This is a genomic window from Corynebacterium sp. zg254, assembly GCF_024701495.1.
Taxonomy (GTDB): Bacteria; Actinomycetota; Actinomycetes; order Mycobacteriales; family Mycobacteriaceae; genus Corynebacterium; species Corynebacterium zhongnanshanii.
Genome location: NZ_WIAR01000001.1, coordinates 499,732 through 523,089, shown reverse-complemented (window position 1 = coordinate 523,089; position 23,358 = coordinate 499,732). Strand labels below are relative to the sequence as shown.

Sequence of the window (23,358 nt, the reverse complement as noted above, 5' to 3'; positions counted from 1 at the left end):
AATTCAGTGGGTGCTTCTAGGCGAAAAATAAGGCGCGGTCAGACGCTTAATTCTTGTGCAGATCCTCGTTGAGCTCCACAGCATTGGTGTTCACCACAGCCTCCACTTCACCGGAGACGGAGTTGCGTCGGAAGAGAATGCCAGACTGTCCGGACAGTTCCGCAGCCTTCACTGCAGCGCCCTCCTCGGCGCCCACAAGCTCAGCCACAGCACCGCGGACCACAACCTTGGTTCCGTAGGTGAGATACAGCCCAGCTTCCACGGTGACGTCATCGCCAATGGAAATGCCGATGCCGGAGTTAGCGCCCAGCAGGCACCGCTCGCCCACGGAAATGACCTGCTTGCCGCCGCCGGACAGGGTGCCCATGATGGAGGCGCCGCCACCCACGTCTGAGCCGTTGCCCACAACAACACCACCAGAGATACGGCCTTCCACCATGGAGCTTCCCAAGGTTCCGGCGTTGAAGTTCACGAAGCCCTCGTGCATCACGGTCGTGCCCTCAGCCAGGTGCGCGCCCAGGCGCACGCGGTCGGCGTCGCCAATGCGCACACCGGTCGGCACCACGTAGTCCACCATGCGTGGGAACTTGTCCACCGAGTACACGGTCACAGGACCGCGCTCTGCCTGCAGACGCTCGCGCACCGCAGCAAAGCCCTCCACCTTGCAGGGGCCGTGGTTGGTCCACACCACATTGTTGAGCTTTCCGAACACCCCATCCAGGTTGCAGCCATGAGGCTTGATCTCACGTCCGGAGATCAAGTGGAGGCGCAGGTAGGCATCGAACGTGTCCGCAGGGGCTGCCTCAAGATCCTCGATGACGGTACGAACATGCACGCGGGTGGTGCCGCGAACCTCATCAGTGCCGGCCAGGGGACCCTCATGAGATTGTTCGGTACCGGAGGCCGTGGCGTCGGTCGACAATGCGAATTCGGTGAACAAGACGTCGAGGACATCGCCCTCGGCGGTCAGGGTTGCGTATCCAGTTCCAATAGCTCCAGTCATGGTTGTCGATACTACCTTTCTTTAAGCCTCGGGGGTGTGAGCAGGGTTCTTCGAGCGGCCGGCGATGACGAGGCCCAGCACGGACAATGCCACGAAGGTGCCGATGGCGAACAGTAACTGCGGGCGGGCGTCGCCATCCCACAGCATCAGGGTTGCCAAACCGGCCAGAAGTATCACGGTAATCCACGGCAGGACGGGGTAGCCCCACATGCGGACAACCAGCGTGCCTTCGGCTTCCAGCTCGGGGCGCAATTTAATTTCGGACAACGTGATCATCGCCCAGATCACCAACAGTGAGCCACCCACAATGTTGAACAGAATGCCGATCAGGTTATCGGGGCCCCAGAATTGCAAAGCCACGGACACGAACGCGAAAATCAGGGAGCTGTACACTGCAACATTGGGAACGTGGGAGCTATTCACGGACGTGAAAATGCGTGGAGCATTGCCCTGCTGGGCAAAGGAGAAGACCAGGCGAGACGTAGCGTAAATCTGAGCGTTAAACGCGGACAACAGGGCCAGCACAATGATGACTTCCATGAATGGAACCACACCGGGAATGTTCGCCAGCGCCAACACGCGAGTGAATGGGGAGTCGGAGGCGCCGGAGGCCTCACCCATAGATTCATACGGCAGTAAGGCCGTAATCAGGAAGACAGAGCCCAGGTAAAACACGGAAATACGCCAAATCACCGCACGGGTGGCAGAGGCGATGGAGCGCGACGGATCCTCGGACTCAGCAGCGGCGATGGTAATGATTTCAATGCCACCGAACGCGAACGCCACAGCCAGAAGGCCCGTGGCCACACCCGGAATGCCATGGGGGACAAAGTCAGAGAAGTGCGACAGGCCCGGGGAATCGTAATTCGGGAAGAGGCCAAAGAACAGCCCGAAGCCGATCAGCATGAATGCGGCGATCACGGCCACCTTGATGAAGGCGAACCAATACTCGAATTCGCCGAATCCGCGCACACCCGCCAGGTTCACAATGGAGAAAAACAGCACGGCAATCAGCGCAGGAAGCCACGGCTGTACCCCAAACCAATTCGCCATAATCGCCGAGGCGCCGGTGATTTCCGCGCCCATCACCATAATCAGCATGAACCAATACAGCCAGCCCAAACTAAAACCGGCCCAATTGCCAAAGGCGTAGGTTCCATAGGTGGCGAATGTGCCGGAGGCCGGACGGGCGGACGCCAATTCGCCTAGCATCTGCATCACGAAAATAACGATGACACCGGCGACGATATAGGACAACAGAACCGCGGGTCCGGCAGCCTGGATTCCCTTGCCCGTGCTGAGGAACAGGCCCGCGCCAATGGCCGAACCCAGTCCCATCATGGTCAGGTGGCGCGTTTTCAGATCGCGGCCTAGCTCCTGATCTTGTGTGGGTGTAGAAGTACTCATAGAAGCATTAGAACACACGTCACGTAGCATGGATGATTGATGATCCCCCCAAAAAACACTGATTCTCTAACCCCGCCCGCAGCGCAGACCCTGTGGGACGCACTGAACAACGGTCCCGTGGAGCTCACCCGCGCGCTCGTGGACATTTACAGCGAGTCTCACCACGAGCAGCAGATCGCCGATGCCCTGGAGCCTGTGCTGCGCTCTATTCCGCAGGTCGAGGTGACCCGGCGCGGCAACACGCTGGTGGCGCGGACCGCTCGCGGGCTTGCCGAGCGCGTGGTGCTGGCCGGTCACATTGATACGGTTCCTCCCGCGGATAATCTGCCCAGCCGGCTGGTGCACGATCCGGATGCCGGCGAGGACGTGATCTACGGGTTGGGCAGCGTGGATATGAAGTCCGGGTGTGCCTGCTACCTCCATGCGTTTGCCACCATGGCCCAGGGCGAGGACCTGACCCGGGACATCACCCTGGTGCTGTACGAGGGGGAGGAGGTCGCCTCCCGCTACAACGGCCTGAACCACCTGGTCTCGTCCGATCCGGATCTGCTGCAGGGTACCGTGGCGTTGCTGGGTGAGCCGTCCGGTGGGCTGATCGAGGCGGGATGCCAGGGGACGATCCGCGTGAAGGTCACCGCCCACGGGGTGCGCGCCCATTCCGCCCGCTCGTGGCTGGGTGATAACGCGCTGCACAAGTTGGCGCATGTCCTGGTGCGTGTTGATCAATTCGACGCCCAAGTGGTCGACGTGGACGGCCTGGAATACCACGAAGGGCTTAATGCTGTGATAGCTGAGTCGGGCGTGGCCACGAATACAATCCCCGATGAGGCCTGGGCTTTTGTGAACTTCCGCTATGCTCCGCACCGTACTGCCGAGCAGGCCTTGGACCTGTTGTTTGAGGTGATGGGTGCGGGCACTCCAGATGCACCCGCTGAGGGGTTCAGCCTGGAGATCGACGATATCTCTCCGGCGGCGACGCCTGGGTTGGACCGTCCGGCGACCGCAAGCCTAGTGGCAGCGACCGGGGGGAATGTGCGCGCGAAGTTCGGTTGGACCGATGTTGCCCGCTTTACCCAATTGGACATCCCTGCGGTGAATTTCGGGCCGGGGGATCCCGGCTTGTGCCACACGAAGGACGAGCATTGCCCGGTATCACAGATCCGTCAGGTCAGTGAGCAGTTGCTGAGCTTCCTGCGGAGCTAGGGTCTGCCGCGCGCGTGGTGGGGTGAGAGCCGTCGCCGAGCGAGACCGGCCGCAGCAACGTACTGTGAGAGCCATGAGCGACAGTACTTCTTCGTCCACATCATCCACGTCGGCATCAACGCCGTCATCCAAGCCACAGCGCGATTTCGGCTACCGCGGCCCCGTGCTGGTGCGCGGTCGTCAGCGCGACAGCGCCGACCGCTCCACCACGGATAAGCGCCTGCTGCGTCAACAGCCCCACACGGACTGGCTGCACACCGACCCGTGGCGCGTGATGCGCATCCAATCGGAGTTCGTGGACGGCTTCGGTGCGCTGGCGAAAATCCCCAAGGCCATTACTGTGTTTGGCTCAGCCCGGATTGATGAAGACCACCAGTACTACCGCACCGGCGTGGAACTGGGAAAGCTGATTCACGAAGCCGGTTACGCCACCATTACCGGCGGCGGCCCGGGACTGATGGAAGCCGCGAACCGCGGATGCTGGGAAGCGGGAGGCCTGTCCATTGGCCTGGGCATCGAGCTTCCTATGGAACAGGGCTTGAACCCCTACATCGACTTAGGCTTAAACTTCCGATACTTCTTCGTGCGCAAGACGATGTTCCTGAAATACTCCCAGGCCTTCGTGTGCCTGCCGGGTGGTTTCGGCACCCTGGATGAACTCTTCGAAGCGCTGGTGATGGTGCAGACGGAGAAGGTGGAACGCTTCCCGATCATCCTGATCGGCACGGAGTTCTGGGGTGGGCTCGTGGACTGGATTACCACCCGCCTGGTGGACGAGGGCATGATCGCGCCGGAGGACGTGGACCTCATTCACGTCACCGATGATCCTGCCGAGGCTGTGAACTTTTGTGTGGCGGTGCACCAGCATCAGGAAGACGAACGCCGCATTGAGGACTTGAAAGCCCGCCAGGAGGAGCTTCGTCAGGAGCAGGAAGAGCTGGCTGCCACGCTGGAGCACTTGGGTCAGCAGCGCGATGAGTCGCGGGGCCATCAGCGCGACGAGCCGAGGGATCAGCAGCGCGGCTAACGGTGCCTCTGTAGGGCCCGGGATGTAGATTATTAACTATGTTTTGGATCGTGTCTCTCCTCGGAGCTGTGGTGTTCGGCGCCCTTCTGACGCTGGTGCTCGGCACCGCCGTGGGTCGTCAGGAAGATTACCCGCCACGCCTGGAGGGGCCGGACGCCCAAGAGCCGTGGAAAACCCTCTTGGACGCCCCGATCACAGCCTCCTCGGTCCAGGAGATACAGTTCGCGCAATCCGTGCGCGGGTACAACCCACAGCAGGTTGATGCGTATCTGGAACGGGTGTCCGCCCGCCTTGAACAGCTGGAACGCCAGCCTCACCACCACCACAACACACACGACAGTTAGAAAGGTTGTTCTGTTTCACATGTCTGCCCTGCCACGAATCCCACAGCCCACCGTCACCATCGCAGTGGGTGACGCAGTCGAAGGCAACGAGGTCATCTCTGCCCGCATCGTCGTGGACGACTGTGTAGGAACCGTGGAGCTGCGCCCCGGTCAGGCAGGGCAGTCCGTGGAATGGGTGACCGGCGTTCCCACAGATCCCACTCCCGACCACGACCTGACCGATAGTGCCGAATTCTTCGACGATGGATGGCGCGCCGCTGGTGGCTCGCTGGTGCGTCGTATTTCCACGCAGATTGACGGTCACCCGGTGCGCGCGAAGAAGCATCTCGTGCAGGTGCGCGTGCCGGACGTCGCGACAGCCACCAATGTCCAGTCCCTGGTGATCGGCCTGGTGGTGGGCAATCACACCCTCGTGACCTCGCACACCAAGAAGGCGCGTGTTCAGGCCGTCAATATCGTCTTCGAGCACACGGACCCGTCTCGCGTTCAGGCGCTTAGCGAGGCCGCAGCCCACGGCGAACGCCTGGCACAGGCCACGTGTCTGGCACGCGACCTGTCCAACACCCCCAGCAACATCAAAACGCCCGAGTGGCTGGCCAACAAGGCCCTGACCGCGGTGGAGGACATCCCGGGCGTGAAGGTCCGCGTGCGCGATAAAGCATGGCTGAAGTCCAAGGGCTTCGGCGGAATCCTCGCGGTGGGTGCCGGATCCAAGCACAAGCCTGCGTTGGTGGAGATGGAATGGAACCCGGACAGGGTGGGCCAGCGGCGTCGACGTAAATCGGTCCTGCTGGTCGGCAAGGGCGTGACCTTTGATACTGGAGGTATTTCTCTGAAGCCCGCCGCAGGCATGGGCTCCATGCGCACGGACATGACCGGCGGGGCCAGCGTCCTGGCAGCCTTCCGGGCCTTGGCGCAGATGCAAGTGCCGCGCCGGGTGGTGGCGCTGATCCCTATGGCGGAAAACATGGTGGATGGAAAGTCCTATCGCCCCGGTGACGTGGTAGAGCACTACGGTGGCATCACCACCGAGGTGTCCAACACGGACGCCGAGGGTCGGATGCTACTGGCCGATGCCGTGGCGTATGGCACGAAGAAGTACAAGCCCTCCACCGTGGTGACGCTGGCGACCCTGACGGGCGCGGCCAAGCTGGCCCTGGGTCTGCGTGTGGGTGCTGTATTCGCCCCCAACTGGGGCAAGGGCGTGAAACTTGCCCGACGCGGCGCCGTGGTGGGCGAGCGGTGGTGGCCGATGCCGATGCTGGAGTACCTGGAGGATGCGGTTGATTCCACCGTGGCGGATGTGCACCAAACCCCGAAGGGGCCGGGTGCTGTGACGGCGGCGATGTTCCTGCGACGCTTCACCCGCGGTGTGCCTTTCTACCACCTGGATATCGCGGGCCCCGGCCGCGCTGAGTCCACGTTTGACGAGATCACCCCACTGGGAACCGGATTTGGCGCCCGTACGCTGATAAATTGGTTGTCCCGCTAAGACGCGGTGCCCCCACGTGCGCTACAGTGAATGGCATTGAGCAAAAATAGTGATGATTGGATGGTCTTAAAGCAGTGCTTGCTGATGTGATTGACCTCTTGGCGGATCCCGTAGATGGCACTCCGTTGGCCGCTGGCGATGATCAGTGGCGCACGCTGGTGTCCCCATCTGGGCATAGCTACGACGTTGCTCGTCAGGGTTATGTGACCCTCGCCGGCGGCTCTGGCCTGCGCTACAGCGGTGACGATGCCTCCATGATCGATGCGCGTGAAACCTTCCTCTCTGGCGGCCATTTCGCGCCGTTTGTGGAGGCCGTGTCTCACAACGTGGAGCAGGTTCTGGACGACGCCCAGGTCTCCCAGGACGCCCAGCCCGCCCTGGTGGAGGTCGGCGCTGGAACGGGCTACTACCTGTCGCACGCACTGGATCTGATTGAGGGCTCCCGCGGCATTGGTATCGACGTGTCCACGGCCGCCGCGAAGCGTCTGGCGCACGCGCACCCACGCGTGGGTGCCGTGGTAGCCGATGCGTGGTCGACCTTGCCCATCCGTTCTGGTTCTATCGACGCCATCGCTGTGGTCTTCGCTCCACGCAATGCGGCGGAGTTTGCGCGCATCTTGGCCCCGAAGGGGCAGGTGGTTGTCTTGACCGCTGAGGTGGGGCACCTCGCGGAGCTGCGCGAGCCTCTGGGAATCATCGATGTGGAAGAGGGTAAGGTGCAGCGCATGATCGCGCAGGCCTCTGGCCACTTGGTGCCGGTGGGGGAGTCCGAGGTCATCGAGTTCACGATGAAGCTGGACCAGGCGTCCATCGCGGCGCAGATTGGCATGAGCCCGTCGGCTCGGCATATTCACCCTGATGTGCTGCAGGAGCGGATTGCGGCTCTGCCGGAGACGATGGAGGTGACCGCCCGCGCGGCGATCACCCGTTTGGCGAAGGCTGACTCCGCGAACTAAGGCAGAACTCGCGAACTAAGGCAGAAGCCGCGGACGCCCGCTCGCGTTCGCGGGTTAGTCGTCCTCGCCGGTACCAGCCAGGCGCATCTGCAGCTCCTGTCCATTCGCGGAGAAGGAGCCGATCACTCGGGCGCCGCCGGTGGTGGCGATCTCCATGCCCTTGAGCTTGCGATCCACAGCGATCGTGGCGGTCAGAGTGGTGGCGCCACCGTCGGCGTAGACCTCGCAGAGGGGGCCGTCCACGAAGATGGTGATCGAATCCGAGTCTGCGTCTGCCAGGGGAGCAGTGCGTGGCTGCTTGCCCGGCACAACGAGTGTGAGCTCCTTATCGGAGTAGGTGACCGTCGCCAGGGTCTGGTCTGCGGAGTTGATGATGTCCACCACCACACTGCCGTTGTGAGCGTCCAACTGTGCCGTCCAGATCAGTCCCAGGTTGGAGAAGTTCTTCACTGCACGGGGTGCGCCAATGATGTCCTGGAAGAGCTGACCGTCCGTCAGCGTCAGGTTGCGTGGAGAGCTCAGGCAGTTTGCCCACTGGTCATCCTCGGAGGGGTGCGCTCCCACGAGCCCGATCAGGATAGGGGGATCGTTCTGGATGATGCGTGGACGGGTGAAGTCATAGCCGTAGTCCAAGATCGCCAGAGGCTTGTCCGCCTTAAAAGACGCTCCGGTCAAGGTACCGACGATGTATCCGGCTACCTCGCCGTCGGTGGTGCCCACCAGGTTGTCTTGCGTGGGGTAGGTAATAACCACCACGTGCTTGTTATCCCCGGTCTCCGAGTCCGTCATGCGAACGATGCGCGGGGCGAACAGCCTGCCCTGCGGCAGCTCGGCTTCAGGGGAGATCTCCAGCGGGCCGATCACCGTCCAGTCCTGGCGGTTCAAGGAGCGCAGCACGATGATCTCTGCATCGGTGGTGCCGCTGAGCGACAGTGCAAGCATCAACCACGGAGCATCCGGGTCCGAGTCATCGTGGATCACGGACGGGGTGACGAGCTGACCTACAGGGTAGGCGCTGTCGTCTACATTAATGGGGCCCAGACGAGTGACGTGTGGGTCGATGGTGGAGGGGTCGTCGGAGCAGTCCACGGCCTCCTCGAGGTTCTCGATGAGAGCGCGCTGGATAGTGAAGGTGCGTGCGCCTACCTCGTTGTGGGGAACATTGTTACCCTGAAGCTCTGGGTTATTGGTGGTGTCAGTGCCCTGGGTGCTGACGAAGAACAGCTCCACGCTGGTGGAGTGTGTTTCTTCGTGATTGAGGGGGATGGAGGATCCGGCGAGGATGTCGATTTCATCGCCTTCGGGGGAGAGGACATCGTCGCACACATCCCAGCCATAGGACAGTACTGGTGCATATTGGTGCGCCCACCGGGAGCCGCTGGTGGGGCGTGGGCGGAATTGATGGAATACGTGCATTGCGCCGTTGACAATGACGGCACCGGCGGGCGCTTCCAAAACGCCCGTTTCTGCGGTGAGGTGCAACTCTGGACGGTGGGAGGACGAGCTTATATGCATAGTCTCCACTTATACCAGCGTTTGAGTACTGATGGAGGGGGTAATTATTCGGCGACCTTCGTGATGAGAGTCAGGCCGGCACCGAGGGGAAGACGGCACACGTGAGCGCCTTCTACAGCGCGGATGTCGGCGTCGGCGGTACGGGCGGCAACGATGTCACGGTCGGTGCGGGAACCATCGGCAACCAGCCCGTCCATCAGGGAATCTAAAAGGATGAGCACACCGCCGGGGCGGAGTGCGGGCAGCGTCGAGTGTGCAGTGGCGGCTAAATCTTCCACGGCGCATTCAGCAATGGCGATGTCGTAATTGTCGTTGGTGAGGCGACCCACCACGTCTAGGGGGCGGCTGGGGAGGAAACGGAAGGCGTTGGAGGGCAGCTTCGCGCTCGAGAAGGCCTCCTTCGCGAGCTGCTGGTGCGTGACATCTGGCTCAATGCACGTCAGGTGTCCCGTGACGGGGGAGCCAGCCATAAATCCTCTGGCCAGCAGCAGGCCCAGGACACCGCTGGCGGGGCTCATAATAATGGCCGACGGCTGGTGCTCGCGCTGGGTGGCCGCAGCGGCTTGTCGGGCAGCGGTGAACTCAAGGAACTCCGCGGTGGCCGCATCGGGGGTGTCTAAACCGAACTCCTTGGCCGCCTCGAGTGCCGCGCCCAGTGCCTGGAGAACCGTGGCGGTGGCTGAGCCGTTGTCAACCGTGGCGTCCTGGCTCTGGCGGGTGGTCTCGATGTACGACAGGAGGGAGTCATAACCAGAAGTCTTTGCTACATTCACATGCCCCACACTAGGGGAGAAATGGTGGTGAAAGCCGCAGGCGTGGGCGTTTTTCTAGACCTTGTTCAAAATTTGAAACCCAAGTAAATAGGTGTGACGCATGGGAATGGTGGCACGTGGGAGTCGCCGGGGTGAGGCGCGCTGGCATTCACAGCCAATTGCCAGCGAATCGAAAGTGGGCTAGTACATTGGTGCTGAATAATGAGAACCATGACTGCGCCCCTGCTTCCGTCCCCCGCCGAGGAGATCCGCACCCAGGAGACCCAGGCTCCAAGCACCGCCGATTTCGACGCCGGGGTGGGCGCACTGCCCAGCTGGGGAGAACTAGTAGCGCAACATGCCGATAGTGTCTATCGTCTCGCGTATCGACTGACCGGTAATCGCCACGACGCAGAAGACCTCACCCAAGATTGTTTCATGAGGGTGTTCCGCAGTCTGAAGGACTACAAGCCAGGAACCTTCGAAGGATGGCTCCACCGCATTACCACGAACCTTTTCCTCGATATGGTTCGGCGTCGATCTATCATCAGGATGGAAGCACTTCCCGAGGATTACGACCGCGTGGAATCCCACCGGGCGGGCGAAGTCCAACCCGAAGAGGCATTCGCCATGAACAACCTGGACCCCGCCCTCGAGCAGGCGCTGGACACGCTGACACCTGAGTTCCGCGTGGCCGTGGTGTTGTGTGACGGGCTGGGTATGAGCTACGACGAGATCGCGCGTACACTTGGCGTGAAGATGGGAACAGTTCGATCCCGCATCCACCGCGCTCGTACGCAACTGCGCGCCCAGCTGGAGCAGAGCAGCGAAGGTGGGCTGACCTTCATCGGGGCTGACGGGGCTGACCCCACAGCCTGAAACCCCACAATAAGCAGTAACCCCTGACTCACAACGGCCCTGAACCACCAGGGACACCGTGACGGCGAGCGAAAGGCGACATGGACTATGGACGGTTTATCCATTGAACATCTCTCCCCTGAAGCAATCGCAGCCTTGGTGGATGGGGAACTGACCAGAAAAGCCGAACATCGCGCCAAGATTCACCTGGTTCACTGCAAGGAATGCCGCGACGAGGTCAACACGCAGCGGGAAGCCGCCCAACGGCTGCGGGACAACACCTGCCCCATGAGTGCCTCCGGAACCCTCATCGAGCGCCTCAACGCCATCCCGGCGAACTACCAATCAGAGGCGGCCGAATCCGAACGGGACAAGCACCACAACATCGGAACGGACGGCCGACGCAAGCCGGAAACCCTCCCGGACGCCGTGGATCTTCTCTTGCGGAAGCTCGGAACCCTGCTAAGGTAAACACGTGTTTTCGAATGTTGGTTGGGGAGAAATCCTCGTTCTTCTGATCGTCGCTCTGATTGTTATCGGGCCAGAGAGGCTGCCTGGTGTGATCAAAGAAGTTCGAGCTGTTCTTCTGGCCATTCGTAATGCGGTGGGGCAGGCGCGCCAACAATTGGACAACGAATTCGGCGACGAGATTAAATCCATAGCCGAGCCCCTGAACGAGCTCAATAATGTACGCAGAATGGGGGCGCGAGGATTTATCACCCAGACCCTGTTCGATGGAGACGAGAGTTTCCTCACCCCACTGGATGAGGCGAAAAAGTCCGTGCAATCCACGGTTAACAGCGTGAAGAAGCCGAACCTGAGGGACTTTGCCAAGGGGTCGGCGGGCGTTCCATCCAGCGAGAACAAGGCCGTGCGCGACATCGAGGTGCCGCCCGGGCCAGAGAGCCAGGACACCCCGGCAGCATCCCCGTCCGCGGACTCCATGACCGCATCACCCGATAAGTGGGACGATGTGATCTAAAAGACGCGCCGGGCGTCGGTTATTTCCGAGTCACACCCAGGTTCAGGCTCTTGCCCGCCAACGACGAACGACGCAGCGACAGGTGATCGGCGATTCCACCAAAGGCAATGGCGGCCTCGGACTGAGGCTCCGAGATCGCGATCGGGTTCCCCAAGTCGCCACCGATGCGCAGGTTCGGATCCAGCGGAATCTGACCGAGCAGCGGCACCTTCGCGCCAGAAATCTGGGTCAGACGATCCGCCACCACCTGGCCGCCGCCGGAACCGAAGATCTCATTCTTCGAGCCATCCGGCATCACCATCCAGCTCATGTTTTCAATCACGCCACCGATGCGCTGGCGGGTCTGCTGCGCAATCGAGCCCGCACGCTCCGCCACCTCAGCGGCCGCGGCCTGAGGAGTGGTCACGATCAGCAACTCCGCATTAGGAACCAGCTGCGCCACGGAAATGGCCACGTCGCCGGTGCCTGGGGGCAGGTCCAGCAGCAGGATGTCCAGGTCGCCCCAGAACACGTCACCCAGGAACTGCTGGATGGCGCGGTGCAGCATCGGGCCACGCCACACAACAGGGGAGTTGTCGCCCACGAAGTGCCCGATGGAGATCATCTTCACACCGTGGGACTGCAACGGCATGATCATCTCATCAACCTGGTGAGGTTTGTCATGAGAACCCATCAGGTGAGGAATGGAGTGGCCGTAGATATCCGCGTCCACGATGCCGACCTTCAAGCCGCGCTTAGCCAAAGAGACCGCCAGGTTCACCGTCACGGAGGACTTGCCCACGCCACCTTTACCGGAGGCGACGGCGTACACGCGGGTGGTGGAATCTGGTTGTGCGAAAGGAATGACGGGATCGGCGGCGTCGCCCCGGACCTTCTTACGGATCTCGCGGCGCTGTTCATCACTCATCACATCCGTGGTGACTGTGACGGACTCCACGCCGGCTACGGACTCCGTGGCCTCGCGGGTCTTCTCCGTCAGATGCGATTTCATAGGACAACCGGCAATGGTCAGATAGATTTCTACGGCAACGTGAGTGCCGTCGATGTCGATAGATTTGACCATTCCCAAGTCCGTAATAGAACGGTTGAGCTCGGGATCCTCTACGCGGGACAGCGCGCTGCGGACAGCGGATTCGGTGATTTCAGCCATAACGACCTCCAGCTTAGTCCTTCATAGGGGAGTGACAAATCTGTTACTGCGAGCTACCTCGCGACCCGCCGTGCTCCTCCTCAGGGCGCAGCGAACTTTCATCGGCGCGATGGTCATCCAGCTTGTCATCGATGCGGGTCAGAAGATCGTTCAAATCCTCCAACTCCTTGCGCAGATAATCACGCGTCACCGTGTCATTCACGGCCAGCCTCAAGCCGGCTAACTCGCGCGCCAAGAATTCGGTATCGGCCTTTGTTTCGGCAGCCCGGCGTCGATCTTCTTCCAGGGACACACGGTCACGGTCATCCTGCCTGTTCTGCGCAAGCAAGATCAACGGCGCGGCATATGCCGCCTGCGTGGAAAACGCCAGATTCAGCAAGATGAACGGATAAGGATCCCAGGACCAGGCAAAAGCGCCAATGTTTAACAGAACCCAGACCACAACAATGATCGTCTGATAGGCAAGATATTTACCCGTGCCCAAAAAACGAGCGATCGATTCAGCGCTCCGCCCAACGGCATCACCGTCTAAATCCACGCTAAAACTACGCTTTTTCGTGGTAGGGGTATCAAGCTTCGTACGCTTTAGATTCTGAGCCATAGGTGGGTGTTCCTTGGAAAGCTAGTTGAAGTGGGTATTAGAGCTGACGCGCCAGTCCTGTTCACGCCAATCATCCGGCAGAAGGTGGTCAATCAAGTCGTCGACGGACACTGCGCCCAACAGATGGCCGTCCTCATCCACCACCGGACCACAGACAAGATTATAGGTGGCAAAATAACGTGCCGCGGTCTCTTGGGAATCTTCCGCAAACAACGCAGGCAATTCCAGGTCCAGGATCCCGCCCACCAGGGAGGACGGCGGCTCACGCAGAAGCTTCTGCAGATGCACACAGCCCAAGTACTTGCCGGTCGGGGTGGCCTGCGGAGGGCGCGCCACAAACACCAGGGAGCTCAAAGAGGTAGGCAGCTCCGGGTTACGGGCATGCGCCAGGGCCTCGGCCACGGTCGCCTGGGGCGTGAGGATGATCGGCTCAGGGGTCATGATCGCACCCACCGTCTCCGGGGAGAAATCCATCAGGCGGCGCACCGGGGCAGATTCCTCAGGGTCCATCAATTCCAGCAGGACATCGGACTGTTCATCGGGGAGTTCTGCCAGGACGTCGGCGGCGTCGTCCGGGTCCATTTCCTCCAGCACGTCCGCGGCGCGTTCCAAATTCAGGTGGCTTAAGATTTCGGCCTGGTCATCATCAGGCATTTCCGCGAGCATATCGGCCAGCAGCTCATCATCCAGCTCCCGGGCAATATCGAAACGGCGGCTCTGGGGGAGATCCAGCAGTGCATTCGCGGCGTCCGCTTTGCGCAGATTCTTAAAGGAGGCAATAACCTCCGCATTAAGGTCCACCGCGCCCGTTCCGCCGGCGTGCAAGCCATGGACGTGATTAAACGGCAAAATAGTGACGCTATTACGCCGGCCCAGCCGCCCGCGCTGAATCACCGCAACCGAACGAATTTCCCATTCGCGATTACGCGTCCGCGCGATTTCCACGTCCGTAATCTCCAAGGCCTTTCCGTGCAGCTCTTCGTGCTCCGGATCGTCCGTGTGAATCTTCGCACCCACCAGATCGTCGTGCAGGCTCAACTCACCCGCGCGGGACTTAAACGGGCGCAGGTTGATGTTGGAGGACACGCTGGTGACGTCGGACTCCGTAATCGCGGAAATGCGGCCCATTGGCAGGAAAATCCTGCGCTTGCCCGCAACCTCCACCACCATGCCCAGCACGGTGCCCCGTTTGTCGTGGATCGTGATGACCACGTCGCGGATACGGCCCACGGATTCTCCGTCGGGGCCTATCAGCACCATTCCCGCTAATCGTCCGGCAAACACGCGAAGATTGTTCATAACTGACCATGATACGGTTTGGCCGCTCCAGTCTCTAACTTGCGCGAGCCTGTAGAATCTTCGACATGAGATTTCTTGCCCGCCTTGTCGCAGGTGGTCTAGTGGTGTTTGCCGTGGTGCTGTACCTGATTGCAAATCCGGCGTGGGTGGCCCATGCCATCGGTGCGGCCGTGGCGCTGCTGGCCATTGGCATCGACGGGCTGTCGCGTCGCCAGGGCCGTGCCAGCTGGGTGTGGAATCTGCTGGCGGTTGTGGCGTTTGTGGGCGTGTACTGGGCGGTGTGGCTATGAGTGAACCGATGCGGCAGCGGCGTGCGCAGCCTATCCGACGCGTGGGGGCCGCGTTGTGCGCTGCGATGACTGTGTTCGGGGCGACCTCGTGCAGCCTGTTCGACGCCGAACCTCCCTTGGTCATTGGCGTCACGACGGAGAGCCCGGCGTCGGGTATGACGGACGCGCATGCGCGTGACCTGGCGGCGTACTACGGGTATTGGCTGAGCGAGCGCAAGATGAGGGAACGCGACGAGGCCCGCGCGGTGGAGGAGGTTCCCGTGCGGGCGGAGGATCGTTTGGAGGCGGTGCGCTCCGGGCAAGTGGATTTGGTGTTTGGGTGTACCGGCGAGCTGCTGGATAGTCTTGATGCGCATAAGGCTGAATTGTTGAGGAAACTTTATGCGGAGCAGGAAAATCCGGACCCAACGGAATGGCGGGATATTTCTAACACCACGTTGCTGTCTACTCTGCCCGCGGAATTGGCGGCGAGTATTCCGGGCGAAGCGCATGGTTGTGCGGATGATTCTTTGCCGCAAAATCTGATTGCGGTATATGCCAAGGGACTTATGAGCCGAGAGCAGCGTGTGGCTGTGAATAATGCGACGGCGGGTATGGATTTTGATCGGTCGATGACGAGTTTGCTGAACAGCTAAGGGGCTATTGGGTCTTCACTATTGCATAGTGACTTAACTTAGCCTAACGTAAGTCGTGTTGGTAATGGTTGTGAGATCGAGTGTAGTCAGACTGAGCGCAATCAGACTGAGTACATTGAAACTGAGCGCGGTGAGAGAAGGCCAGGCATATGGCAGAGCAGAGAAGTCCTTTTAGAAGAACCGCGGGCAAGTGTCTACTTATTGCATCACTGGCAGCGATGTTTCTGTGCGTTGCATACCAGGATAAGGCTTGGGTTCACGATCACTATCAAACTGTTGTGTGGGTGTCTTTGCCGCTAGGCCTTGTGGGGGTTGGCTTAATGGCGGAACGTAAAGGTGTGAGATTTGTGTGTGCCGCTGTGACCGCCATCGTTGTTGTGGTGGGTTCACTGTCGCTGATCAGTGCGTAGGTTGTCGCACGGGTTGTAAAGGGGCGGGCTTCCTCTTCTGTGGTTAGCCCCGCGCTCTCCACAACAAAAAGTTCGCTCAAAACGCCAGATTTGACCCCAAATCTGGCGTTTTGAGCGAACAATTTGTACGGGGTGAGCTATTCGAAGGCTTCCTCCAGCAGCTGCTTCTGCTCCAGCTGGTGAACCTTTGCCACACCCGTAGCCGTGGAGGACTGAGCGCGGCGGGACACGCGCTTCATCTGCAGACCCTCGATGTGCTCAGGGAGGTTCAGAGCCAGGAATGGCCATGGACCCTGGTTTGCCGGCTCGTCCTGAACCCAGCGCACCTCGGCGTTCGGGTAGTTGGCCAGCGTCTCCTTGATGCGGTTAAACGGAATGGGGTGGAGCATCTCCACGCGGACGATGGCCACATCGTCACGTTCATCCGCAGCGCGCTTCTTCTCCAGATCCCAGTAGATCTTTCCGGAGCACATCAGGACAGTCTTGATGTCCTTGTTCTCGCCGTTCTGGTTCGGATCGTCGATCACGGACTTGAACTTCTTGACCTCCGTGAAGTCCTCGATGGAGGACACCGCGGCCTTGTTGCGCAGCATGGACTTCGGGGTGAAGACCACCAGTGGGCGCTTCAGGGAGCCCAACGCGTGGCGGCGCAGCAGGTGGAAGTAGTTCGCTGGGGTCGATGGCTGGGCGATCGTCCAGGAGCCCTCCGCGGACATCTGCAGGAAACGTTCGATGCGTGCAGAGGAGTGGTCTGGTCCCTGCCCCTCGTAGCCGTGTGGCAGCAGCAGCACCAGGCTGGAGATCTGGCCCCACTTGGCTTCACCGGAGGAAACGTATTCGTCGATGACGGTCTGTGCACCATTGGCGAAGTCACCGAACTGTGCTTCCCAGGCCACCAGGGCGTCCTTGTTACCCACGGAGTAGCCGTACTCGAAGCCCATGCCCGCGTACTCGGTGAGGGCGGAGTTGTAGGCCGCGAACTTACCGCCGTTGCCAGCCTCCTCGGCCAGCACCTCCAGTGGGGAGTAGCGGTCGTGATCCTCGTGGTCGAACAGCACAGCGTGGCGCTGCGTGAAGGTTCCGCGCAGGGAATCCTCACCAGCCAAGCGAACGGTCTTTCCGCCTTCCACCAGGGAACCGAAGGCCAGCAGCTCTGCGAAGCCCCAGTCGATGTTGCCCTTGCGGGACATGTCGTGGCGGCGCTTGATCACAGGAGCCACACGTGGGTGCGGCTTGAAGTAATCCGGTACCTCGTAGAACAGGTCACCGATCTTTTCGATCAGCTCGCGGTTGATGTTGGTCTCCAGACCGTGTGGCAGCTCCTGGGAGCTGGTGATACCACTTTGCTCCTTCGGCTTAGCTCCCTTCTCTGCCTCACGGACCTGGTTAAAGACGGTCTCCAGCTGCTCGTGGAAGTCTCGCTGCACGCGCTCGGCGTCGTCCTCGGACAGGTCTCCACGGCCGATCAGCGTCTCCGTGTACTGGGCGCGGGAGGACTGCTGCTCGTTGATGATGTTGTACATCAGCGGCTGGGTCATGGAGGGGTCGTCGGCTTCGTTGTGGCCGCGGCGACGGTAGGCGATCAGGTCGATAAAGACGTCCTTGCCGTAGCGGTTGCGGTAGTCCACAGCCAGGCGTGCTACCCACACACAGGCCTCCGGGTCGTCACCGTTGACGTGGAAGACAGGGCAGTCGAAGCCCTTGGCCAGGTCGGTGGAGTAGTGGGTGGAGCGGCCGGCGTCCGGGGTGGTGGTGAAGCCAATCTGGTTGTTCACCACGATGTGGACTGTGCCGCCCACGTCGTAGGCGTCCAGCTTGTAGAGGTTGATGGTTTCCTGGACGATGCCCAGGCCGGCGAAGGCGGCGTCTCCGTGCAGCAGCAGCGGCATGACCGTGTTGTTCCGGGCGATCTTGTCCGCCTTGGCGCGGGCAATACCCTCCATCACAGGGTTCACCGCTTCAAGGTGGGATGGGTTTGCTGCCAGGTAGACATCAATTTCGCCATCGCCGAACATCTGGTCGTAGTGGCCGGTCGCACCCAAGTGGTACTTCACGTCACCGGAGCCACCTGCGGCGGCAGGGTCGATGTTTCCTTCGAACTCGGTGAAGATCTTGGAGTACGGCTTGCCCACGATGTTGGCCAGCACGTTCAGGCGGCCGCGGTGCGGCATACCGATCACAACCTCGTCCAGGTTCGCGCCCGCGGCCTGGTCGATAGCGGCATCCATCATCGGGATCAGGGTCTCTGCGCCCTCCAGGGAGAAACGCTTCTGTCCCACGTACTTGGTCTGAAGGAAGTTCTCGAAGGCCTCCGCGGAGTTCAGCTTCTGCAGGATGAACTTCTGCTCAGCCGGGCTGTAGGTCTGCTGGCCGGCTTCGATGCGGTTCTGGAGCCACTGGCGTTCCTCGGCATCCAGGATGTGCGCGTATTCGCTACCGACCTTCAGGGTGTAGGACTTGCGCAGCGTGGCGAGTACCTCGCGCAGGGTCATAGTTTCGCGGCCGGCGAAGCCACCGACGTTGAAGGTGCGGTCGTAATCCCACAGGGTCAGGCCGTGGGTCTCGATCTGCAGGTCCTTGTGGGACGGCTGCGGCAGGCCTGGCTGTGTCCAGTGCAGTGGGTTGGTGTTCGCGATCAGGTGTCCGCGGGAGCGGTACGCTTCGATCAGCTGCATCACGCGGGTGGACTTATCCACACCGATGTTGGGGACGTCCTGGGTCCACCGCACAGGAGCGTAAGGAACGCGCAGGGCTTCGAAGATCTCATCCCAGAAGTCGTCGTTGATGAGCAGGCGGCTCATGGTGCGCAGGAACTCGCCGGACTCTGCGCCCTGGATGATGCGGTGGTCGTAGGTGGAGGTGATGGTCACCAGCTTGCCGATGCCCATCTCGCCCAAACGGTCCTCGGAGGCGCCGGCGAACTCAGCTGGGTAATCCATGGAGCCCACACCGATGATCGCGCCCTGGCCCTTGGTCAGGCGTGGCACGGAGTGGCGGGTTCCAATACCGCCGGGGTTGGTGAGGGAGATGGTGACTCCGGAGAAGTCATCCATGGTGAGCTTGCCTTCTCGGCCGCGGCGTACGACGTCCTCGTACTTCTCCACGAATTCGCTAAAGGACAGGCTCTCTGCTTCCTTAATGGCGGCCACGACCAGGGAACGGGATCCGTTCTTGGCGGTCATGTCGATGGCGAGGCCCAGGTTGATGTGCTCTGGGGTAACCAGGGTGGGCTTGCCGTCGACGACCTCGTAGGCGTTGTTCATGTCTGGGTGAGCCATGACTGCCTTGACTAGGGCGAAGCCGATGATGTGGGTAAAGCTAATCTTGCCGCCGCCGCGCGCGGTGAGCGTCTCGTTGAGCATCGCGCGGTTTTCGAACATGAGCTTGGCGGGCATGTCGCGCACGGACGTGGCGGTGGGGATCTCCAGGGAGGCGTCCATGTTCTTCACCACGGCCTTCGCGGAGCCCTTAATAGCCTTCTTACCTGGCTCTGGTGCCTCGACTGGGCCCTTCGGCGCCGGTGGGACAACGCGGGAAGGGATCGCGGGGGACGCGCTAAATTGGGCAGCCGAGGCGTCGTTGGATGCCTTGGCTTCCTTCTTGGTCTGCCCTGCGCTGGATCCTGCGCCCGTCGCAGTGGAGCGGGTTTGGGTCTGTGCCGAGGCAGCGTTTGTTGGTGCCGCCTGTGTTGCGCCTTGTGCGTTGTTGTGGGAAGGCGTTGAGGCAGCGTTGTTCGCTGCCGATGCGCTAGACACACCGTCCTGTGGGTTCTGTGCGAAATAGTCGCGCCATTCCGCGTCCACGGACTGTGGGTCCTGCTTGTATTGCTGGTACATCTGATCTACCAGCCATTCGTTTTGGCCGAAATTCACACTGCTCACAGCAGGTCCTCGCCTCTTTCTTCAATGACTACAGTCTTGGTTGCCCACCCTACCACTGTGATGGGGTGGCCTTCCGTGGGTGAAAATCTCACTTGTCCGGCGTGGCGTGCGCGGCGTCCCATAGGCGTTTGTACTGGCCACCCCGGGAAAGGAGCTGGTGGTGGCTTCCTTGTTCCACGATTCTTCCGTGGTCCATGACCAGGATGGTGTCCGCGCGTGCGGCGGTGCGGAGACGGTGGGCGATGATGATGGTGGTGCGGCCTGTGCTTGCCCGCGTGATGGCGTCCACGATCTGCTGTTCTTCGCTATCTTCGATGAGTGCTGTGGCCTCGTCGAGCAGCATTATCGCAGGTGTAAGCAGTTCTGCCCGTGCCAGCGCGATGATGTGTTTCTGGCCTGCGGACAGCCCGCGGCCGCCTTCACCGACGTACCCGTCGAGGCCTCCGGGGATGGTGGCGAGGATGTGTTCGCCGTTGATTCTGCGGATGGCGTTCATGATGTCCGTGTGGGTTGCGTCATGTTGGCCAAACGCTATGTTGCTTCTCACAGATCCCACAAATAGGTGTGGTTCTTGGGGCACGGTGCCAACATGTGTGCGCCACTGACCTAAGGAAATGTTTCTAAGGTTACAACCATTGACGGTGATGGTGCCGTGTGTCGGGTCGATGAGACGGTTGACCATGCGGATGATGGTGCTCTTACCCGCCCCTGTGTGGCCGACGATCGCCGTGGTGCCGCGGAACTCGTGGTCGATGTCGATTAATGGAATATCCGACGCCGAGCCTGCGTCCGAACGCGGATAGTCAAAAGTCACGCCGTTGAATCGGATGGTTGGCGGGTGCCCGCCGAGATCTGGCAGGGGGTCGCTCCCGGAGACGATCGCTGGCTGCTCGGCGAGGAAGCTGTTGATCCGGGTCCAGCTGACTCGTGCTTGCTGGTAGCTGTCGAAGACGTGCGAGAGCTGTTGGATGGGGCTGAAGAACAGGGAGAGGTAGAGGCTAAACGCCACCAGCGTTCCGGGCGAGACGTTGTGTGACGCGCCCACGGCCAGGACGGTGGCCTGCGCGATGTAGGTGATGGTGTTGAGCGTGGGGAAGTAGAGGGAGACCGCGGCTTGGCTGCGGGTGCGGCGGGTGACGTAGTCGCGGGATTGCTCCTCCAGAGTGTTCTGCAGGGCGGGACCATAGTGGTAGGCCTGGCTGGTGGTGAGCCCCATGAGTGCCTCTTGAAAGATGGCGTTGACATGGGAGATTTGGTTCCGGGCACGCGTGTAGAGCCTGCGGGATACGCGCCGGAAGATAATGGTGATGCCGATGATGAGCGGCAGGAAGGCCGCCACGGCGGCACTGAGAGTGGCGTCCGTGGCTAGGAGCATGCCGAAAATGCCGAGCAGCATGGTGGTGGAGACGATGGCCTGGGACAGGCCGGACTGCAAAAACGTGCTTAAGGTATCGATGTCGGTGGTCAACCGTGTCATGATACGGCCGGAGGCCTGACGATGAAACCACAGCAGATCCATGCGGGTCAGGTGGGTGAACATGCGTTGCCGCAGGGCGAAGAGCAGCTTTTCTCCGGTGATGCTGGTGAGCAGCGTGTTGGCGATGGCCGCGATCCAGGAGAACGCCACCATGGCCAAGGCAGCTGCGGCGGTGATCCACAGGACCTGTTCTTGCTGGTGCTGCACTCCCGTGTCCAGGGCGTGACGGATGAAGGTGGGAAGGCTAATGTCCGCCAGCGCGGTGGCCAGGAGCGTGAGCGCGACCGCCACGATGAACCCGGGAGCGAGCCCGAGCAGAGTGCGCATCGGTACCGGTCCAGTGGAGTCCCTTCCCGGAAGGTGGGGAACACCCATAGTCTGTATCCAGCGGGGTACTTCCGGATCTTCTGCGCACTGTTCGGCAGTGGCGCTTGATGCGCGTTTGTCAGAAGCGCGGGTTGCCTCGGACGTATCGCCTCCCGGCACGCTTGGGAGATCCAGGAACTGGTCGGGATGGCGGAAGCCACCGTCGGCACGGTGGCTGATCGCCACCACAGTGACCTGATTCTGCTCCGTAGCGCTGCTCAAACGAGACAGTATTGTTTCTTCGGTGGAGTGGTCGAGCGCAGAGGTGGCGTCGTCGAAAATAATCATCGACGGGCGGCGCAGAACGGCGCGGGCGATGGCGATACGTTGGCGCTGGCCGCCAGATAAGGTCACGCCGCGCTCGCCCACGATCGTGTCCAGGCCACCCAGTTCGTCGATGAAGTCGGTGGCGCAGGCGATGTCGGTGGCGCGGCGGATCTCCTGGTCGATGGTGCAGGGATCATGGGGGAGGCCCAGCAGGATGTTGTCCCGGATGCTGGCGGAGAAGAGGAAAGGCTCGTCCATGACGATGACGGGCCGATGGTCCTCCCGGATGTCTAACAGCGGCCCGAACTGCGTGTTGAGAGTGGATGCCGTCTGGCTGTTGAGTCCCGCCAGCGCGTGCGCCAGGCGCGTCTTCCCGCTGGCCACGGAGCCGCGGACGATGGTAGTGGAGCCCGCGGGGATGTTGATGGGGACGCGGGCGTGGCCCAAGTCCACCGTGCCCGTGATACTGAGCGCCTCCGACGGGACGATGGAGCCCGTGGGGCGCGGGGGAGCGTCGATCACCTCCAGCACACGGTCCACGCTGGCCTGGGTGGTGTGCAGGTTCACCACCATCGAGGCGCACTGGCGCGCCAAGCGCGACAGCATGGTGATGTAGGTGGCCACAGATAAGAACTCGCCCAGGGAGATCACGCCATGGAGGGCCAGCCAGCCGCCCACGGCGATGGTGGCGACCAGCGCCACATTGGGAACCGCAGTCAGGGCCGGCTGAAACCGCGCGTTGATCGCGGCCAGATGCACGTTGAGGGACAACAGCGCCCGGGTCAGGCGATCGTAACGCGTTGCGTGCCGGCCTTCTTGAGCGAAGCTCTTGACCACCTGGATGCCCGTGACGGTCTGCTCCACATGCGTGGCCACCGTCGCCGCTTGTTCGCGTACGCGCGCGGTCGGCTGATAGAGATCCATGCGCGAGTGCTTCCCGATCCAGATCAGCAGCGGCGCAAAGATAAGGATAAGAAGCGCAATCGGTGGCGAGATCCACAGCACTACCACCGTGATCAGGGTGAGCTCCACCACGCTATTGAGCAGGAGGGGAAGCATGGCGGTCGTCACCTGGATCGCGTTGAGATCGGAGATCGACCGGGACACCACATGACCCGTCCCGGAGGACGCCGCGCGCTGTTCATCCACGCTGTGCACGGCACGGAACAGCTGGCTGCGTATGCGGTGCTGGGTATGAAAGGAGAACACGCCAGACAAAAAGCGCCGGCTGGCTTGCAACGCAAAGCGAGCTAGAGCCGCGCCGATGAGCAAGGGGATCGCCGCGTGGGAACCGTCCAGGCTCGCGCCCATCAGCAGCGGAAGCGCCACATCCACGAACGGCAGGAGCACAGTAAACACCACAATGGACGCGAGGGTCCAGCGATTGCGCGGGGCGAATCGTCTGAGAACTGCGAGCATGGAGGACGTGGGATGTGACGCGGG

Annotated in this window: 18 protein-coding genes and 1 pseudogene; 10 read left to right on the top strand and 9 right to left on the bottom strand. The window is 61.3% G+C overall.

What is annotated here, in order from left to right; translation table 11 throughout:
- Positions 1-46: 46 nt before the first annotated feature.
- The gene (dapD, locus tag GC425_RS02390; RefSeq protein ID WP_151843949.1) at positions 47-1,003 is read right to left on the bottom strand and encodes a 2,3,4,5-tetrahydropyridine-2,6-dicarboxylate N-succinyltransferase; all 957 of its coding nucleotides are present in this window, start codon (positions 1,001-1,003) and stop codon (positions 47-49) included.
- A 21-nt stretch (positions 1,004-1,024) separates the two neighbouring features.
- Positions 1,025-2,410: an amino acid permease gene (locus GC425_RS02385; RefSeq protein ID WP_187767871.1), complete on the bottom strand. Its 1,386-nt coding sequence runs from the start codon at positions 2,408-2,410 to the stop codon at positions 1,025-1,027.
- 39 nt (positions 2,411-2,449) lie between these two features.
- On the opposite strand from GC425_RS02385, the gene dapE reads away from it, so the two are divergent.
- The 5 genes from dapE to GC425_RS02360 all read left to right on the top strand — a co-directional run bounded on the left by dapE (position 2,450) and on the right by GC425_RS02360 (position 7,432).
- The gene (gene dapE, locus GC425_RS02380; RefSeq protein ID WP_151843950.1) at positions 2,450-3,613 is read left to right on the top strand and encodes a succinyl-diaminopimelate desuccinylase; all 1,164 of its coding nucleotides are present in this window, start codon (positions 2,450-2,452) and stop codon (positions 3,611-3,613) included.
- A gap of 73 nt (positions 3,614-3,686) precedes the next feature.
- Positions 3,687-4,640: a TIGR00730 family Rossman fold protein gene (locus GC425_RS02375; protein WP_151843951.1), complete on the top strand. Its 954-nt coding sequence runs from the start codon at positions 3,687-3,689 to the stop codon at positions 4,638-4,640.
- Between the two features lie 50 nt (positions 4,641-4,690).
- Entirely contained in the window at positions 4,691-4,984 is a 294-nt protein-coding gene (locus GC425_RS02370; protein WP_192930360.1) for a DivIVA domain-containing protein, read from the top strand.
- A 19-nt stretch (positions 4,985-5,003) separates the two neighbouring features.
- Complete coding sequence (locus GC425_RS02365) at positions 5,004-6,476, top strand: M17 family metallopeptidase (RefSeq protein WP_151843953.1); 1,473 nt, start codon at positions 5,004-5,006, stop codon at positions 6,474-6,476.
- A gap of 74 nt (positions 6,477-6,550) precedes the next feature.
- Entirely contained in the window at positions 6,551-7,432 is an 882-nt protein-coding gene (locus GC425_RS02360; RefSeq protein WP_151842410.1) for a methyltransferase domain-containing protein, read from the top strand.
- A gap of 54 nt (positions 7,433-7,486) precedes the next feature.
- Here the strand turns inward: GC425_RS02360 and GC425_RS02355 are convergent, their stop codons facing one another.
- Both GC425_RS02355 and GC425_RS02350 read right to left on the bottom strand, forming a co-directional pair.
- Positions 7,487-8,947 (bottom strand): GH32 C-terminal domain-containing protein, encoded by a 1,461-nt coding sequence (locus tag GC425_RS02355; RefSeq protein ID WP_231699689.1) that lies wholly within the window; start codon positions 8,945-8,947, stop codon positions 7,487-7,489.
- 44 nt (positions 8,948-8,991) lie between these two features.
- A complete protein-coding gene (locus GC425_RS02350; RefSeq protein ID WP_231699690.1) occupies positions 8,992-9,720 on the bottom strand; it encodes an O-methyltransferase in 729 nt (242 codons plus the stop codon).
- 201 nt (positions 9,721-9,921) lie between these two features.
- Here GC425_RS02350 and sigE point away from each other — a divergent pair, with 201 nt between their 5' ends.
- From sigE to tatB, 3 genes and pseudogenes are all read left to right on the top strand, one after another.
- A complete protein-coding gene (sigE, locus tag GC425_RS02345; RefSeq protein WP_151843954.1) occupies positions 9,922-10,578 on the top strand; it encodes an RNA polymerase sigma factor SigE in 657 nt (218 codons plus the stop codon).
- Positions 10,579-10,665: 87 nt separating this feature from the next.
- Positions 10,666-11,028 carry a zf-HC2 domain-containing protein gene (locus tag GC425_RS02340; RefSeq protein WP_151843955.1) on the top strand — a complete coding sequence of 121 codons (363 nt, stop codon included), beginning with the start codon at positions 10,666-10,668 and terminating at the stop codon, positions 11,026-11,028.
- Between the two features lie 4 nt (positions 11,029-11,032).
- Positions 11,033-11,419 (top strand): annotated as a pseudogene (gene tatB / locus GC425_RS02335) (Sec-independent protein translocase protein TatB); the annotation flags it as partial.
- Positions 11,420-11,558: 139 nt separating this feature from the next.
- Here the strand turns inward: tatB and GC425_RS02330 are convergent.
- The 3 genes from GC425_RS02330 to GC425_RS02320 are packed head-to-tail and all read right to left on the bottom strand — an operon-like array spanning position 11,559 to position 14,589.
- A complete protein-coding gene (locus GC425_RS02330; protein WP_151841840.1) occupies positions 11,559-12,689 on the bottom strand; it encodes an Mrp/NBP35 family ATP-binding protein in 1,131 nt (376 codons plus the stop codon).
- 43 nt (positions 12,690-12,732) lie between these two features.
- Positions 12,733-13,290, bottom strand: a complete 558-nt coding sequence (locus tag GC425_RS02325; RefSeq protein ID WP_151841839.1) for a DUF1003 domain-containing protein — start codon at positions 13,288-13,290, stop codon at positions 12,733-12,735.
- Between the two features lie 21 nt (positions 13,291-13,311).
- Positions 13,312-14,589 carry a magnesium transporter MgtE N-terminal domain-containing protein gene (locus GC425_RS02320; protein ID WP_151841838.1) on the bottom strand — a complete coding sequence of 426 codons (1,278 nt, stop codon included), beginning with the start codon at positions 14,587-14,589 and terminating at the stop codon, positions 13,312-13,314.
- 65 nt (positions 14,590-14,654) lie between these two features.
- On the opposite strand from GC425_RS02320, the gene GC425_RS02315 reads away from it, so the two are divergent.
- On the top strand, positions 14,655-14,879 hold the full coding sequence (locus GC425_RS02315; protein WP_151841837.1) for a hypothetical protein: 225 nt from the start codon (positions 14,655-14,657) through the stop codon (positions 14,877-14,879).
- Complete coding sequence (locus GC425_RS02310; protein WP_151843957.1) at positions 14,876-15,514, top strand: hypothetical protein; 639 nt, start codon at positions 14,876-14,878, stop codon at positions 15,512-15,514. The genes GC425_RS02315 and GC425_RS02310 overlap by 4 nt, the downstream gene beginning before the upstream one ends.
- A gap of 547 nt (positions 15,515-16,061) precedes the next feature.
- Here GC425_RS02310 and GC425_RS02305 read toward each other — a convergent pair.
- Together GC425_RS02305 and GC425_RS02300 are read right to left on the bottom strand one after the other, a co-directional pair.
- A complete protein-coding gene (locus GC425_RS02305; protein ID WP_151843958.1) occupies positions 16,062-19,805 on the bottom strand; it encodes a multifunctional oxoglutarate decarboxylase/oxoglutarate dehydrogenase thiamine pyrophosphate-binding subunit/dihydrolipoyllysine-residue succinyltransferase subunit in 3,744 nt (1,247 codons plus the stop codon).
- An 88-nt stretch (positions 19,806-19,893) separates the two neighbouring features.
- On the bottom strand, positions 19,894-23,334 hold the full coding sequence (locus GC425_RS02300; RefSeq protein ID WP_151843959.1) for an ABC transporter transmembrane domain-containing protein: 3,441 nt from the start codon (positions 23,332-23,334) through the stop codon (positions 19,894-19,896).
- Positions 23,335-23,358: the final 24 nt, after the last annotated feature.